14 protein-coding genes are annotated in these 14,147 nt (G+C 60.9%); 9 read left to right on the forward strand and 5 right to left on the reverse strand.

The features are described from left to right. Nucleotides 1–72: 72 nt before the first annotated feature. Entirely contained in the window at nucleotides 73–903 is an 831-nt protein-coding gene (locus ABIB36_RS19760; protein WP_354562706.1) for a class I SAM-dependent methyltransferase, read from the forward strand. Between the two features lie 14 nt (nucleotides 904–917). On the opposite strand, the gene ABIB36_RS19765 is transcribed toward ABIB36_RS19760, so the two are convergent. After that, nucleotides 918–2,411: an FAD-dependent oxidoreductase gene (locus ABIB36_RS19765; RefSeq protein ID WP_502944950.1), complete on the reverse strand. Its 1,494-nt coding sequence runs from the start codon at nucleotides 2,409–2,411 to the stop codon at nucleotides 918–920. Between the two features lie 254 nt (nucleotides 2,412–2,665). Between ABIB36_RS19765 and ABIB36_RS19770 the strand changes: the two genes are divergently transcribed. Beyond that, entirely contained in the window at nucleotides 2,666–3,739 is a 1,074-nt protein-coding gene (locus tag ABIB36_RS19770; protein WP_084345326.1) for an alkene reductase, read from the forward strand. A gap of 90 nt (nucleotides 3,740–3,829) precedes the next feature. Here the strand turns inward: ABIB36_RS19770 and ABIB36_RS19775 are convergent, their stop codons facing one another. The 3 genes from ABIB36_RS19775 to ABIB36_RS19785 form a co-directional block, all read right to left on the reverse strand. Beyond that, nucleotides 3,830–4,597: an SDR family NAD(P)-dependent oxidoreductase gene (locus tag ABIB36_RS19775; protein WP_084345325.1), complete on the reverse strand. Its 768-nt coding sequence runs from the start codon at nucleotides 4,595–4,597 to the stop codon at nucleotides 3,830–3,832. Next, nucleotides 4,594–5,064: a nuclear transport factor 2 family protein gene (locus ABIB36_RS19780; protein WP_084345324.1), complete on the reverse strand. Its 471-nt coding sequence runs from the start codon at nucleotides 5,062–5,064 to the stop codon at nucleotides 4,594–4,596. Before ABIB36_RS19780 ends, ABIB36_RS19775 begins: the two co-directional genes overlap by 4 nt. A gap of 194 nt (nucleotides 5,065–5,258) precedes the next feature. Continuing rightward, complete coding sequence (locus ABIB36_RS19785) at nucleotides 5,259–5,678, reverse strand: DoxX family protein (RefSeq protein WP_354562702.1); 420 nt, start codon at nucleotides 5,676–5,678, stop codon at nucleotides 5,259–5,261. Nucleotides 5,679–5,764: 86 nt separating this feature from the next. Here ABIB36_RS19785 and ABIB36_RS19790 point away from each other — a divergent pair, with 86 nt between their 5' ends. From ABIB36_RS19790 to ABIB36_RS19810, 5 genes are all read left to right on the forward strand, one after another. Beyond that, entirely contained in the window at nucleotides 5,765–6,697 is a 933-nt protein-coding gene (locus ABIB36_RS19790; protein WP_354571662.1) for an enoyl-CoA hydratase/isomerase family protein, read from the forward strand. Between the two features lie 197 nt (nucleotides 6,698–6,894). Next, on the forward strand, nucleotides 6,895–8,040 hold the full coding sequence (gene dctP, locus ABIB36_RS19795; protein WP_354562698.1) for a TRAP transporter substrate-binding protein DctP: 1,146 nt from the start codon (nucleotides 6,895–6,897) through the stop codon (nucleotides 8,038–8,040). Nucleotides 8,041–8,186: 146 nt separating this feature from the next. Then, on the forward strand, nucleotides 8,187–8,684 hold the full coding sequence (locus tag ABIB36_RS19800; RefSeq protein WP_354562696.1) for a TRAP transporter small permease: 498 nt from the start codon (nucleotides 8,187–8,189) through the stop codon (nucleotides 8,682–8,684). Nucleotide 8,685: 1 nt separating this feature from the next. Then, the gene (locus ABIB36_RS19805; protein ID WP_354562694.1) at nucleotides 8,686–9,972 is read left to right on the forward strand and encodes a TRAP transporter large permease; all 1,287 of its coding nucleotides are present in this window, start codon (nucleotides 8,686–8,688) and stop codon (nucleotides 9,970–9,972) included. A gap of 47 nt (nucleotides 9,973–10,019) precedes the next feature. Beyond that, nucleotides 10,020–10,826, forward strand: coding sequence for a crotonase/enoyl-CoA hydratase family protein (locus ABIB36_RS19810; protein WP_354562692.1), 807 nt, complete (start codon nucleotides 10,020–10,022; stop codon nucleotides 10,824–10,826). Nucleotides 10,827–10,883: 57 nt separating this feature from the next. Here ABIB36_RS19810 and ABIB36_RS19815 read toward each other — a convergent pair whose 3' ends face one another. Then, complete coding sequence (locus ABIB36_RS19815; protein WP_354562828.1) at nucleotides 10,884–11,582, reverse strand: helix-turn-helix domain-containing protein; 699 nt, start codon at nucleotides 11,580–11,582, stop codon at nucleotides 10,884–10,886. A gap of 271 nt (nucleotides 11,583–11,853) precedes the next feature. Between ABIB36_RS19815 and ABIB36_RS19820 the strand changes: the two genes are divergently transcribed. Both ABIB36_RS19820 and ABIB36_RS19825 read left to right on the forward strand, forming a co-directional pair. Then, nucleotides 11,854–13,005, forward strand: a complete 1,152-nt coding sequence (locus ABIB36_RS19820) for an acyl-CoA dehydrogenase family protein (RefSeq protein WP_354562689.1) — start codon at nucleotides 11,854–11,856, stop codon at nucleotides 13,003–13,005. Next, the gene (locus ABIB36_RS19825) at nucleotides 13,005–14,114 is read left to right on the forward strand and encodes an acyl-CoA dehydrogenase family protein (RefSeq protein WP_354562687.1); all 1,110 of its coding nucleotides are present in this window, start codon (nucleotides 13,005–13,007) and stop codon (nucleotides 14,112–14,114) included. Before ABIB36_RS19820 ends, ABIB36_RS19825 begins: the two co-directional genes overlap by 1 nt. Nucleotides 14,115–14,147: the final 33 nt, after the last annotated feature.

Raw genomic sequence — 14,147 nt, forward strand, 5'->3', positions numbered from 1 at the left:
TGTACTGGATAAGCCCAGCTCACATTCCTAGTCTTCGACTGATAGCCGATACAACGTCGAAGGAGCGGGACAATGACCGACACCACAGAAGTTGTCGATGCCGACCGTGCGCTGAAGGCGGCGCACAGAACCATGTGGGGGCTGGGAAACTATCCTGCCGTCGCTGCCGAAGTAGTTCAGGAACTCGGGCCGACACTCGTACGTGTGTGCGGGGTCGAAGCGGGTCAGCGAGTGCTCGACGTCGCAGCGGGATCAGGCAACGCGGCGATACCGGCTGCTGCGGCCGGCGCAACCGTGATCGCAAGTGACCTGACACCCGAACTGTTCGCTCATGGCCGCGAGTTGGCCGCCGCTCAGCACGCCACCCTCGAATGGATCGAGGGTGATGCCGAGGCTCTTCCGTTCGCGGACAACGAGTTCGACATCGTGATGTCGTGTGTCGGCGTCATGTTCGCCCCGCATCATCAGCAGTCTGCGAACGAGCTCGTGCGCGTTTTCCGGGACGGTGGGACGATCGGGCTCATCAATTGGACGCCGGACGGATTCATCGAAAAAGTGTTTTCGACGATGAAGCCGTACGCCGCTCCCCCACCTCCCAGCGCACAGCCGCCACCGCTGTGGGGCGACGAGGCGCACGTCCGCGGTCTGTTCGGAGATCAGGTCCGCGAATTGACCGCCGAGGTGAGATCTCTGACCGTCGACATGTTTTCCCGGCCGACGGACTTCGTGCACTACTTCAAGAAGAACTATGGACCGACGATCGCGGTGTACCGCCGGATCGCGGACGACCATGCCGCTGTCAGGGCTCTGGACAACTCACTGATCGAGCTGGCCGGCCAATTCTACGAAGGGCCAGCAATGGAATGGGAGTACCTGATCGTGACCGCGAAAGTTGGACGCTGAGGCAACAGAATGCCTCAGCGTCCGTTGGCCGCGCTCTGGCCGGCACGACGGCCGAAGAAGCTACCGTCGCCGAGTGACGCCCCGCTGGCATAGCCGCCTGCGCAGACGCCTGCTGTGCAGCGACCTGCAGCGAAGAGGCCAGGAATCGGTTCACCGGAGACGTGAAGCACCTCGGAGGCTGTACTCGTCCGCAGTCCGCCGAGGGTGAATCCGCCCGTCATGCCGCGGAGGTCGATTGCCGCAATGGGAGTGCCTATCGGTTCGACCCATTCGGTTTTCTTACCCAACAAGGGATCCTCACCGTTCACGGCATGACGGTTGTACAGCTCAACTGTCGACTGCAAAGCGCCTGCGGGCAATCCCATGTCGGACTCCAGCTCTTCCACCGTCTCAGCGACCCAGGTTGGTCGGCGCCGAAGCTGCGGAGTCGAAGTCTGCGTAGTCAACGCGACATCGTATGCGGCCTCGTCGATGACGAGAAACGCTTCGTTGTGATTTTCGAACAGAACAGCCTGTCCTACACGGCCGGGATAGGTGTCCTCGTTGATGAAACGCTGGCCGCGTCCGTTTACCAATATTCCACGGATGAACATTTGTGGGTCACTGAAAAATGCGACCTCAGCGGCATCCATGTGCGCGAGGTCTGCACCGATCGCCTGCGCCATACGGATTGCGCGTCCATCGTGCTCTTCGATCGACGCGGCCGGGCGATTGATCAACCTGGGTGCGTACGACTCGACCATCGTCTTGTTGTAGGCGAAACTCCCGGTGGCCAGCACCACTCCGGTACGTGCGCGGACTGAAACGTTCTTGCCGTACTGCTTGGCTTGGACTCCGACAACCCGTCCATCGGCATCGACGATCAGTGTCTGAACCCGCATGTCGTACTCGGACCTGACGCCGAGTGCTGCGGCCCTGTCGGTCAGCGGCTTCATCAGCATGTACCCGCCGCCCTTTTCGGAGCTGACGTGCTTGTCTTTCATCTGGGGGACGTGCCCTCGCGGCGCCGGCGGAATGACGGAACTGAACGGTGCCGCGTTTTCCCCTCCCGTGTACTGCAAACCGTCGTCGTCTGGCGGCTCCCAGCCCGGTTCACCCCAGAAACTTTCCTTGAACGGAACTCCGCAGTCATCGGCCAGCCAGTGATAGTGGTCGACGCTTCCCTCGCAGTAGAGATCGATCTTGGCCTCGTCGACTCCGGGCCCCAAGGCAGCCTTCATGAAGGCCTTCATGTTGTCCACGGTGTCGTCGAATCCGCAGGCCTTCTGCAAGGGTGTCCCGCCACCCATGTAGATGAAGCCACCGGCCATTGCAGCGGCACCACCCCATCCACCGGTGCGTTCGAGCACCAGTACATCGGCACCTGACTGGGCTGCGCCGACAGCAGCTGCCGCTCCTGCCACACCGAAGCCGGCTATGACGACGTCGGCTTCGTAATCCCACTCACTCACCTGCGCTTCGGGGATGGGTCGGATCGGGCTGTCGGTGTTCGAATCGGTGCTCGTCACGAGATTGAGTACAGTCCAAAAACTTCTCGCAGTGTGGATTTTCCCGGTGACTGGGACTGTGTGCCTGGTGGAACGACACCCACGTGCCCACCCCGGCCAAGCGCGAGACCCTTTACCGCCGGTAGCCCGTTTGGTGCGCAGCCACAACGCGTGACGATCGTCTCGGCTCGGAATAGCTCACTCTCTCCGAAGGTTGGCGACTGTAAGTAATTCGAACGAAGAACGCAGTGTTGCCAACGAAAAGAGCCGAACCAGTGAAGTTGTTTTCCCCCTTGACCTTAGGTGAACTGAAGCTTGCAAACAGGCTGGTCATGGCGCCGCTGACACGTGTCCGGTCAGGACGAGACGGAATTCCCGGCCCCCTGGTGGTCGAGCACTACAAGCAGCGTTCCTCGCTCGGTCTCATCGTGACCGAAGGGACATATCCGTCTCATGCAGGTCAGGGATTCCCGGGTCAGCCCGGGCTCGTCACGCCTGAGCAGATCGCTGGTTGGCGCGACGTCGCGAACGCAGTGCATGCCGAAGGTGGCCTGATCGTGTCCCAGGTCATGCACGCCGGGCGCGTGACGCACGAGGGGACTACGGGCGGCCGCGAGGTAGTGGGGCCCAGCGCGATCGCCATCGAAGGCGAAACCCGCACCTACGACGGCAAGAAGTCCTATCCGGTCCCGCGTGCACTACGAACCGATGAACTGCCCTCGGTGATCGAGGAGTTCGTGCAGGCGTCGAAGAACGCGATCGCAGCTGGCATGGACGGCGTCGAGATTCACGGTGCAAACGGCTATTTGCTCCACGAGTTCCTCTCACCGGCGTCGAATCGACGTGACGATTCCTATGGCGGATCACCGGAGAACAGGGCCCGCTTCGTCGCTGAAGTAGTCGAGGCCGTTGTCGAGGCAATCGGCGCAGGCCGAGTCGGAATTCGTATCTCTCCCGAGCACAACATCCAAGATGCCTACGAGAAGGACGCCGACGACGTGCAGGCGACCTATCTGGCGCTCGTCGATCGGATCGCGCCACTCGGGCTCTCGTATCTCAGCGTGCTGCACAAAAATCCGGCGGGGGAACTTGTCCAGAGCTTGCGGCAAGCCTTCGGTGGTCCGACGCTCGTCAACAGCGGATTCGGCGAGATCACCAGCCGCGAGGAAGCGCTGTCCCTCCTGGCAGACGGTATCGGCGATGCTGTGGTTGTCGGACGCCCCGCCATTGCCAATCCTGATCTCGCGTACCGATGGCGCGAAGATCTGCCCTTGAATACACCAGATCAGAACACCTTCTATTCCGGTGGCGCAGAGGGTTACACGGACTACCCAGCACTGCAGCACTGACGCCACTTCGCTTATGGCCCGCACCCGAAGAATGGGTGCGGGCCTTCGCATTTGAAGGATGCGGGCGTCAACGTGGGTTGAACACTGGCGTCACCAGCGAGACTGACCGCCGTCCAACGGGATGACCGCGCCGCTCAGATAGCGTGAGGAATCCGAGGCCAAAAATGCAACTGCTTGGCCGATGTCGCGTTCAGGATCGCCGATACGCCCCATGGGGATCGTCCGAACGAACTCTTCGGCTTCCTCCGGATTGTTTTCGATCCACCACTCCAGTGCCGGCGTAAGTGCGTGCGGGGCAACGCAATGTGCGCGGATCCCTTCATGTCCCCATTCACTGGAGGCGGTCCGAGTCAGCACTCGCATGGCTTCCTTGGTGGCGGCGTAGACCCCGAATCCTGATGTGTCCCAACGAACTGCGGACGAGGTAATCATCGTGATGATGACTCCCCCACCCCGCTCCACCATGGATGGGTGGACGGCTCGCATCAGGCGTAGTACCGCACGTGGTCCTGTTCTCAGGGCGTAGTCGAAGAAGTCGTCGCCGGATTCGTCGAGCGGTACCGGGAACGCGGAATTAGCGTTGTTGACCAGAATGTCGACGCCGCCAAAAGCGTCCATTGCGGCGCTGACAGCAGCCTCGCAGGCACCGTCCGAGGCGATGTCCACCTCGTAGACAGCGACGTCTGCAGCCGAGGTCACCTGCGCAATCTCCTCCGCCACAGCCTCGAGTTTCGAGCGGGTACGGCCGACGAGGAAGCACTTGGCCCCAGCACGTGCGAACTCCAGAGCGACGCCCCGTCCGATTCCCTGGCCGCCTCCGGTGATCAAAGCAATCTTGCCAGTGAGGTTTTCGGTCACAACTGTGTCCTTCCGTCCTGCCACGGATCCGCTGTCATTCTGAATCCGGGCAGGCTAGTGAGTTCGTGTGTGAATTCATAGGTTCGGGTGTAACCGGTGTGCGCTATACGCCAACGGCCGTCCTCGCCCCGCTGATAACGGTCGTCGTAGAACGCTGCACCTCTGAGGATGGCGCCATACTTGGGATGCATGACCATGTCGGACAGGTACCACACCCCACTTGCGCTGTCGCCCTCGACGATGATCTCCGGGTGATCTACGCGGTGCTCGGTAATCAGTCCCGGCACCATCGCGCTACGCATGAATGCCAGAACATCATCGCGTGAGGTGAACCGCAGGTGTTCACCGTATTCGGCAACGACATCCTCGGTCAGAGTCTCTGCGAATTCGTCCCACCTGCGGCAGTCGAGGGTCCGAAGGTACCGATACTTCAGTTGTTCGATTTCCGCGACGTCGTCACGCGTCACTAGGTGCTCCTGTCGAGTGCTGGAGACCCAATGAGAACACGTTCCAGTGTGCAGTGAAGGTAATTTCGGAACATTTCTGTCCGAAGTTCGGGACGAAGCCGCGAAGCGAGATCTCTTGGCGGCACAAAGGTTAGGACACGATTGACTGTGTCAATGGCGGCGTGTCAAAGAAGGCCGCAGCGGTGAGGCACTGCCTAACGTCTTTTCGGGACGGCGGTGGACCATAGTGCCCAAGCCGCAAGTACCGGCTGAAACAGCAGTCTGACGAACCGTCGCCGATCGGTGTCCAAGCCGAACGCGTCCCGCTTGTTACGGTACTGAGCGATATTCCCAGGGAACACAGCAACGAAGAAGGCCGCGAGGAGCCGGCCGATCCGAACCCGATCGCGCGGCAACACGGCAAGCCCGACGCCGAGCATGATCTCGACACCACCGGAAGCCATGACGACACCGTCGGGATCGAGGGGAATCGATCGTGGGACCTGAGCTTGGAAATCCTCGCGCGCCCAGAAGAGGTGGCTCAATCCGGCGAATACCAGCGCACCGGACAGCGCGTACCGGGCCGCAGTACGAAGCGGAGTGGTGGGCGGTGCGGACGTATCAATCGATGGCATCCCTCGTTTATACCTCTTCGAATACGACGCAATCGGTGCTCGAGCCGTCGAGCATTGCCTGTTCATCTCTGACAAACCGGGTCGACATGCCGTGTCGACTTATTCATTACCAGTCGCTAGTGGTGCCTCGAAGACCCACTGACGACGCGACCTCGGGGTTACCCTCTGATCGAGGGGGGCACGTGACTGTGACTACGCATACTGCACGGGCCATACGGTCTTCGCGACGCTTCGGGGGCAATCGAAGGGTGGATAACTTGTCCGAACTTGTCCAATCACGACGCGAAGGACGCATACAGGTCCTTACACTCAACAACCCTGGTCGTCGAAACGCGCTCAGCCTAGCTATGCGAGAGGTTCTTCGGGTCCTCCTCGAGCGGGTAGCCGAGGACGTTGCCGGGATCTTGATAACAGGCGCGGACGGTTACTTCTGCAGTGGCGGCGATTTGCGTGACTCCGCAGGTTTTACTGCCGATGAGACACGCTTCGATCACCTTGCGGCAATTGTGTCGGCCATCGCTTCCAACGCACGTCCGGTTTTCGCTGCGGTCGAGGGTGGCGCGTTCGGCGCTGGCCTAGGGATTGCTGCGGCATGCGATCACGTCGTTTGCGCCAAGGGCGGAAAACTGGGTGCACCCTTCACGAAGATTGGGCTCTCTGCAGATGCAGGACTTACTTGGTCGCTTCCTCGACGAATAGGTCCGGCTCGTGCGAATCAGATGCTTATTGGAGCAGAGGCGCTCGACGCGCGCACAGCCTTGTCGTGGGGACTGGTGGACGAGTTGGCAGATGACGGAGCAGTCGACGAGGCGGCCATGACTCACCTGCGATCATGGCTGGAAAATGCACCTCTGGGCATGGCCGCGTCGAAAGCTTCGATTGCGGATCCGGCGACTTCGCTGGCAAGCGCACTCGAAACCGAGAAGCACCGACAGATCAGACTCCTGGGCACCGCTGATTCGCAGGAGGCAGTCTCCGCGTTCGGCCAGCGACGCGTACCGCAATTCCGTGGCCGCTGAGTGTACTGGGCCACTCCCCGAAACCTCGTCCGAATGTTGAAGCGCGTGTAGCCATTCCACCCACGCTTCACGACGCACCTCTGGCGGACCGGGTCCTCCAATACTCGACCCGGACATTGACAGTGACCCCAATCACTCGGTAACCTTTCTCGCATCGGGTACGTATATACATATCCGATTCCTTCAATACGGAAGTTGTGGTCGCTTTGAACGCTTTTGCCAGCGCCGCGTCACCGCATACAGTCCGTCGCTACCGAAGTATTCGTCCAGGCAGGCGCCGCAAACAGACCGCGGGTGCCCTAGTCTCACTCCTGACGTTGGCGGCCTGCGCAGCCCCAGGAGCCCCGCACGACGACAACGGCGACGTGATCCTCAAGATTGCAGACAGTTTCTCTGCCACCCACCCAATCGGCCGAAGTGGAACAAAGACCTTCCTCGACATCCTGCGGGCGGACGGTCCAGATGTGGGGCTGCAGGTCGAGTACTTCGCATCGGGTCAGCTCGGCAAGCAGAGCGATACGCCTGCATTGCTCCGCACCGGTGTCACGCAAATCGCAGCGGTCTCTCCCGCCTACGTCGGCACCCAGCTGCCATTGTCGAACGTCGGCGATCTCCCTGGACTCACCGAAAACTCATGCGTTGGTGCCAACGCGATGCGGGCGATGATGCAACCCGGAACGACACTCTTCGAGCACGAACTCCGGCAGCAAGATGTGCATCCCCTGTGGGTCGCATACGTTTCCGGATACGAGGCCATGAGCGGTAACTTTCCGATCAACTCGGCTGCGGATCTGGATGGCAAGATCATGCGATCGACTGGCGGAGTCGCAGATCGAGTGGTCGATGTGGCAGGCGCAGCCGGTGTCTCGATGCCGATCGGGGACCTGTACGAGGCGATTTCTCGTGGAACAGTCGAGGGGACGTTAGCGAGCCCCGTCAGCGTCACTCCATACAAACTGGAAGAAGTTCTGCACTACTCCACCGTCGGCGCGGAATTGGGCGGGTTCACAGCGACCTACTCGATTTCCGAGAGCGTGTGGCAAGACCTGTCGGGACAGCAGCGTGCCGTGCTCACCGAGGCATCCGATGTCGCCCAGGAAGCGGCGTGCATAGAGGTTCAGAAGTCCGTGGCCGAATCCAAGCAGGCGATGCGCGACGCAGGCGTACAAATGGATCTGGTCACCGATGAAAACCGCCGTGCGTGGGATTCGATCGCGGAGGACGTGCGCCGTAATTGGGTCGACGACCTGACTGCCATCGGCCTACCAGCGCAGCGAATTCTCGATGAAGCGACTGCCGCATTCGAAGACGCAGAGGCACAGGAAGCCGGTGAGACGAAGTGATCGGCAGCGCGAGCCCCTCCGTCCAACCCGAGACTATCTTTTACCAGCACGGGGAGTCTCCTGCACAGCGTACGACTTTCGGGTACCTAACCACCGACCATCCGCGACTGGACGCGGTCCAGAATGGGATCTCGGCGGTATGCGCAGTGATTTCATCAACTGCCATCGCGGTGATCGCTGTTCTCACCACGGTAGAGGTCGTCTCCCGCATGGCCTTCGACTCGCCCCTGGGCTGGAACGTCGGGCTGGTAGAGCAATATTTGATGATGTCGATTGCATTCTTCGGCACCGTGACTGCGTATCGCTCGGGTGCACATGTGGCGGTGGCGACGATATTCGAAAGAGTTCCAGTTCTCGCACGCAAGATCCTACTGATCCTGACCTACCTACTTATTCTCGGTTCACTTGTCCTGCTGGTCTATTCGAGCACGCAGGCGGCTCACTTCGCTTTCGTCACCGGGCAGGCGCCGCCCCCTGGTATGGCAGACCTCCCCTGGCCGACCTGGTGGTGGAAGTCGATCATTCCCGTCGCCGCAATCCTTGGCGCCGCAGTCGTCGCAATCGACCTGTACCGCGAACTGACCTCGTCGGTGGATCGGGTTTCCACCGACTACGAGACCAACGGCACGACGGAAGGAAGCTGACATGACTGCCTTACTGATCGTCTTGCTGTTGCTCGTACTGATCCTCGTCCGTGTGCCGGTCTCGTTCGCCATCTTGGGTGCAGGCATAGTCGGTATTGCGTTCGTCAGTGGGCCTAGTGTGCTCGACGGCGTGATGCAGACCGCGCCGGCGACCTCGGTGATGAGCTTCTCTTTGTCCGCAGTTCCCCTGTTCATACTTATGGCGCACCTGATAATGCTGTCCGGGCTGTTGGACTCGTTGTTCGACGCAACTCGTGCTGTGGTCGGCCGCATCCGGGGCGGCACTGCGGTGGCATCCATCGCAGCGGGCACCGCGTTCGCGTCGGTGTCCGGTTCCTCCACCGCTGCGGCCGCGACGCTCGCCCAGACCTCTACGGTCAAAATGATCGATGAGGGGTACAGCCCCAAAATGGCGGGCGGAAGCGTCGCAGTGGTCGGCACTCTTGCCGCGATGATCCCACCTTCGATCATTCTGGTCTTCTATGCAATCACCGCCGAGGTCAGTGTCGGTGACCAGCTCGTAGCCGGCTTCGTTCCAGGCCTGATCATCGCGCTGTCGCTCATCGCCACCATGTATATCTCGATGATTCGCAATCCGCAGAATGTCCCGCACGGGGAGAAGGCATCCTGGGCCGACAAGGGCCGGGCTATCGTCTCGGCGTTTCCACTGGTGTTCGTCTTCCTGGCCGTGGTCGGCTCGATCTATTTGGGCGTCGCTACAGCCACCGAAGCCGCAGCACTCGGTTGCGTGGCCGCATTGATTCTGGTCACCGCGATGGGCAAGTTCTCTCTGTCCGCGATCGGCAAGACGCTCGTCGAATCCACCAAGACCACGGCGATGATCTTCGCAATCATTGTCGGGGCCCATGTCTTCGGACATTTTCTCACCGAGACTCGTGTGACACCGACGATTGTTGCGTGGGTCGGCGGACTGGCGCTACCGGCGGTAGTCATCATGTTGTTCATCGCGATGCTCTATCTGATTCTGGGCTTCTTCATGGACCAGATCGCGATCATCGCACTGACTGTCCCCGTGGTCCTGCCACTGGCGGTCGAACTTGGGTACGACCCTGTGTGGTTCGGTATATTCGTGGTGCTTCTCGCCGAGATCGGTCTGGTCACCCCACCGATGGGTCTGAACGTCTTCGTGGTGGCCAAGTCTTCCGGTCAGCGCGTCGAAGACGTATTCCGCGGTGCCGCACCCTATGTGGGCGCCATGCTGCTGATAGCGCTGGTGTTCCTCATCTTCCCGGCACTGGTCCTGTGGCTTCCCAACTCCATGCAGTAATTCGTGCCTTGATCGCCTGCATAACCCCTCTACAGAATGGACTCCGTATGTCCGGCTCTTCTCCACTTCTCATCAGCCGCTCCGACCACGTCGAAACGTGGACGTTGAATATGCCCGAGACTCGCAACGCCATCTCCGACGCATCGATGATCGATGCGCTGTGTGAGCGTGTCGCCGCGGTCAACGCAGACCCCGATGTCAGAGCCGTCGTGCTCACCGGTACGGGAACCGCCTTTTCTGCTGGAGGCAACGTCAAGGACATGGTCAATCGCACCAGTATTTTCGGGGGCAGCCCGCACACCATCTACAACGGATATCGGTCCGGAATCCAGCGCATACCAATTGCGCTCTACCACTGCGAGGTTCCCGTGATCGCGGCTGTCAACGGGCCCGCCGTCGGTGCAGGGTGCGATCTGGCATTGATGTGCGACCTGCGGGTCGCCTCGACCAAAGCTTTCTTTGCGGAGAGCTTCGTCCAACTCGGCATCATCCCAGGCGACGGTGGTGCATGGTTGCTGACCAAGACGATCGGCCGTGCACGGACAGCGGAAATGGCGCTCACCGGCGACCGGGTCCCTGCGGCGACGGCGCTCGAATGGGGGTTGGTCAACTACGTGGTCGAGCCAGACGAGCTGGTAGAGAAGGCGATGGAGTTGGCCGCGCGTGTGGCCAAGAACCCACCACACTCGGTGCGAATGACGAAACAGCTGTTGCGGGAGTCGGAACACCAGTCGCTGGAGTCACTATTGCAGCTATCTGCGGCCATGCAGGCCATGGCTCATCACACGGAGGACCACCAGGAGGCCATCACCGCTTTCGTCGAGAAGAGGCCAGGCCAGTATCGCGGAGCCTGAACGTTCACGATGAAGCCGCCCGCGTGGTTTCACTACCCCCGGTTCAACCACGCGCGGTCAGCGCAGACCCCAACTGGCCGCGTGGCGCAGGCATATTTCGAGCAGCTCCTCACGCCGATCCGCAATGTCCGACACCGAACCGACGGCGCCGAGGACGGCGATAGTGCGACCGCTTTCGCGAAGGGCGATAGAAACACCGTCGGCATCGTCCTCTCCGATCGAGGGGGCCATGCACACACGGGTCTCGCGGAGTTCGGTCAAGGTTCGGAGGAAGGCGTCCACTCGCTCGGCGTCCTCGGCAGGCCGCGAATTGAGGTACGCCCAAATATCACGTTGCTCTTTGTCTGCGAGAAGCAACCAGCCGGCCGAGGTGCGCAGCAACGATCTGCGCAGGTGCCCCTCGGCAAGATAGGCGTAGCGAGGGTCGGACGAGACGTGGTCACTGTAGAAGAGTTCGTCACCCACCGCGGTGGAAAGGACAGTTGTCAACCCAGTTTCCGCGTGGACCTGTTCGAGTTGCTCATGCCGAATCGCCGCAACCGGAGGACGTCCCGCAACGACATTGAGAAGGTAAAGCGCGGCTCCAAGTGTGTAAACGCGGTCGCGTTCTTCCAGATACCCAACGGACACAAGGCCGTTCATAAGTCCTTGAGTGGAGCTCACCGGCGCCATGAGCTCTTTCGACACTTCGGTCAGGGTCATACCCGTGCCGGATCGCGCAACCATCTCCATGATCGTTGCGACGCGGTCGATCATGCGATGCCGCGGACGCTCGGGCACTTTGCCTAGTTCGAGCCGCCTGTCCTCTCCGATCCCTTTCGCGGATTCGCTGGTAGTGGAAGCCAGGTCACTGCTGGTGGCATTCAGTCCACTCGATGCGCTCGAAGTCACGTCAGTCATGAGATCACATTAACAACATCTCAACCGTGTTTACTTGTTTACGTAACGTGATCCTCTATTGCGTAAAGGTCTAAATCTGTACTACCGTCGCCTCAAGGTCTCGGCCACCAACCTGCAAGGAGTTCAAATGACCACATCCTTCGCGCCACCCTTCACCGGGCCGACGGAGAAGATGACGTCGCTACGCGCTGAGGTCCGCTCGTTCCTCGCCGAGGAAATCGCTGCAGGCCGTCTCGCTCCCTCCGTGGATACGTGGCTGACGCGCTGGGACGAAGGCTTCACCCGACGCCTTGCCGCACGCGGTTGGGTTGGAATGACCATTCCTTGCGAGTACGGCGGTCACAGCCGCAGCCATATGGAGCGTTTCGTGGTGACCGAAGAACTACTCGCTGTCGGCGCACCCGTGGCAGCGCAGTGGGTAGCGGATCGGCAGATCGCTCCTTCACTGCTGCGCTACGGGACCGAGGAGCAAAAACGCGAGTATCTACCGCGCATTGCTGCTGGAGAATGCTGCTTTGCCATCGGTATGAGCGAGCCTGACTCCGGATCCGACTTGGCCAGCGTGCGCACGAGGGGTGTGCGAGTCGATGGTGGTTGGCATGTAACCGGTACCAAGGTATGGACATCGGGCGCCCACCGCGCAGAGGCCTTCATCGTCCTTGCTCGAACAGAACCGCTGAACACTTCCAACCGACATACAGGTCTCAGCCAATTCATTGTGGACTTGAGCAGTGAAGGTGTTTTGACCAAGCCGGTCATCTCACTCAGCGGTGACCATCACTTCAACGAGGTAGTTCTGGACGAGGTCTTTGTCCCGGATTCGAAGGTATTCGGCACCCCGGGGAAGGGCTGGGAGCAAGTCAACTCGGAGCTGGCCTTCGAGCGCAGTGGCCCCGAGCGGTTCCTGTCGTCGTTCTATCTGCTTGCAGCCGAGGTCGGGGCGATGCATACGGGCGTACTTCCGGAGCGTAGCGACCTGGGCGCATCACTTGCCCGCATGGCAGGCCTCCACGCACTGAGCCAGAACGTCGCCAGCTCATTGCACCGCGGTGAACCATCTGACATTCCGGCTGCCCTGGTCAAGTTACTGGGCACCACCACTGAAGGCGACATCGTGGACACCGTTTCCTCCCGGTTGGGTGACGAAACCGTGTCAGCGGGGAACGACATTGTCGGCCTCCTCCGCGCCGGATTGCACCAGCGCCCGGGATTCTCACTCCGCGGTGGAACCAACGAAATTCTGCGCGGCGTGATCGCGCGGGGATTAGGAATGCGCTGATGAATGCCACCACGAATCAGGCTGGTAACGGCCAAGACTTAGCAGTGGACGATGCGTTGCAAGAGTTGATGACGGACTTGTTTGCACGATTCCACACCCCGGGTTCTGCGCCCCCGCCCGATGCCGTGTGGGCCACTCTCATCGATGTCGGGTTGGCGCGCCTGACCACACCAGAGAGCACCGGTGGGTCCGGCGCCGGTTGGATCGAGGCGGCAGCCTTGCTACGCACCGCCGCCACCGCGGGTGTTGCGGTGCCGTACGCGGAGACCGACCTGCTCGCCGGCCCCCTACATCAAGCCGCTGGAATCGATACCCAACCAGCCGGAGCAACCACTACTGTGGCCGTCCTCGACATGAGTGGGCTTGCACGTAACGTACCTTGGGCAGGCGCCACCACTACAGTCACCCTTGTTCGCTCGGCATCGGCACCCGGTCTGTACGAGCTGGCAATAGTTCCGACGGAGCGACTGTCCATCACATCCACCCCCGGGATCTCCGCTACCCCGTTGGGCACGGTCTCTATTCCCGATTCGTTCGAGGTCACTTGGTCGGGTGTCGAAGCGTCCGCTGTCGAGGCATACGTCCTGTGCGGGGCACTGGCCCGCGCTGTGCAGTGCGTCGGCGCTATGGAGGGGATGCTCATTTCCTCCATAGCGCACACCACCTCACGCGATCAGTTCGGGCGTGCGCTGGCGAAATTTCAATCGGTGCAGAACTTGGTAGTGGATATCGCCGCAGAGACGGCCCTGGCGCGTGCTGCCGTGGACACCGCACTGGCTGAGGTTGTCGCCCATGGTTTTCCCGGCGCCTACACGCAGTTTCGAGTCGCGGTTGCACGCAGCGTCGTCTCACGGGCCTTGGGAGTTGCCATTCGCAACACACATCAGGTGCACGGGGCGATCGGCACCACACACGAGCATTCTTTGCATTGGCTCACACTGCCTGCGCTGCAGTGGCGCGGCGAGTTCGGGTCGGCTGCATTCTGGGAGTCGCGATTGGCTCGAATTGCTTTGGACGGGGGTAGCGAGACGGTCTGGCCGATAGTGGTGGACGGCGCCCACCTCGAGGGTGTGCCCGAAGCCTGGCTCAGAGCGGTCATCGGAGGCTGATACGCGACTTGCTCACGGCTGACCGAGTTCGCC

Origin of the sequence: Rhodococcus sp. UYP9, from assembly GCF_040547235.1 — a bacterium.
Classification (GTDB): domain Bacteria; phylum Actinomycetota; class Actinomycetes; order Mycobacteriales; family Mycobacteriaceae; genus Rhodococcoides.

Excerpts from the sequence above, each read along its gene's own strand:
- ABIB36_RS19760 (WP_354562706.1), top strand. The coding sequence starts at position 73 with ATGACCGACACCACAGAAGTTGTCGATGCCGACCGTGCGCTGAAGGCG.
- ABIB36_RS19785 (WP_354562702.1), bottom strand. The coding sequence starts at position 5,678 with ATGCCATCGATTGATACGTCCGCACCGCCCACCACTCCGCTTCGTACT.
- ABIB36_RS19790 (WP_354571662.1), top strand. The coding sequence starts at position 5,765 with ATGCCGTGTCGACTTATTCATTACCAGTCGCTAGTGGTGCCTCGAAGA.
- ABIB36_RS19805 (WP_354562694.1), top strand. The coding sequence starts at position 8,686 with ATGACTGCCTTACTGATCGTCTTGCTGTTGCTCGTACTGATCCTCGTC.
- ABIB36_RS19810 (WP_354562692.1), top strand. The coding sequence starts at position 10,020 with ATGTCCGGCTCTTCTCCACTTCTCATCAGCCGCTCCGACCACGTCGAA.
- ABIB36_RS19815 (WP_354562828.1), bottom strand. The coding sequence starts at position 11,582 with ATGATCGACCGCGTCGCAACGATCATGGAGATGGTTGCGCGATCCGGC.
- ABIB36_RS19820 (WP_354562689.1), top strand. The coding sequence starts at position 11,854 with ATGACCACATCCTTCGCGCCACCCTTCACCGGGCCGACGGAGAAGATG.
- ABIB36_RS19825 (WP_354562687.1), top strand. The coding sequence starts at position 13,005 with ATGAATGCCACCACGAATCAGGCTGGTAACGGCCAAGACTTAGCAGTG.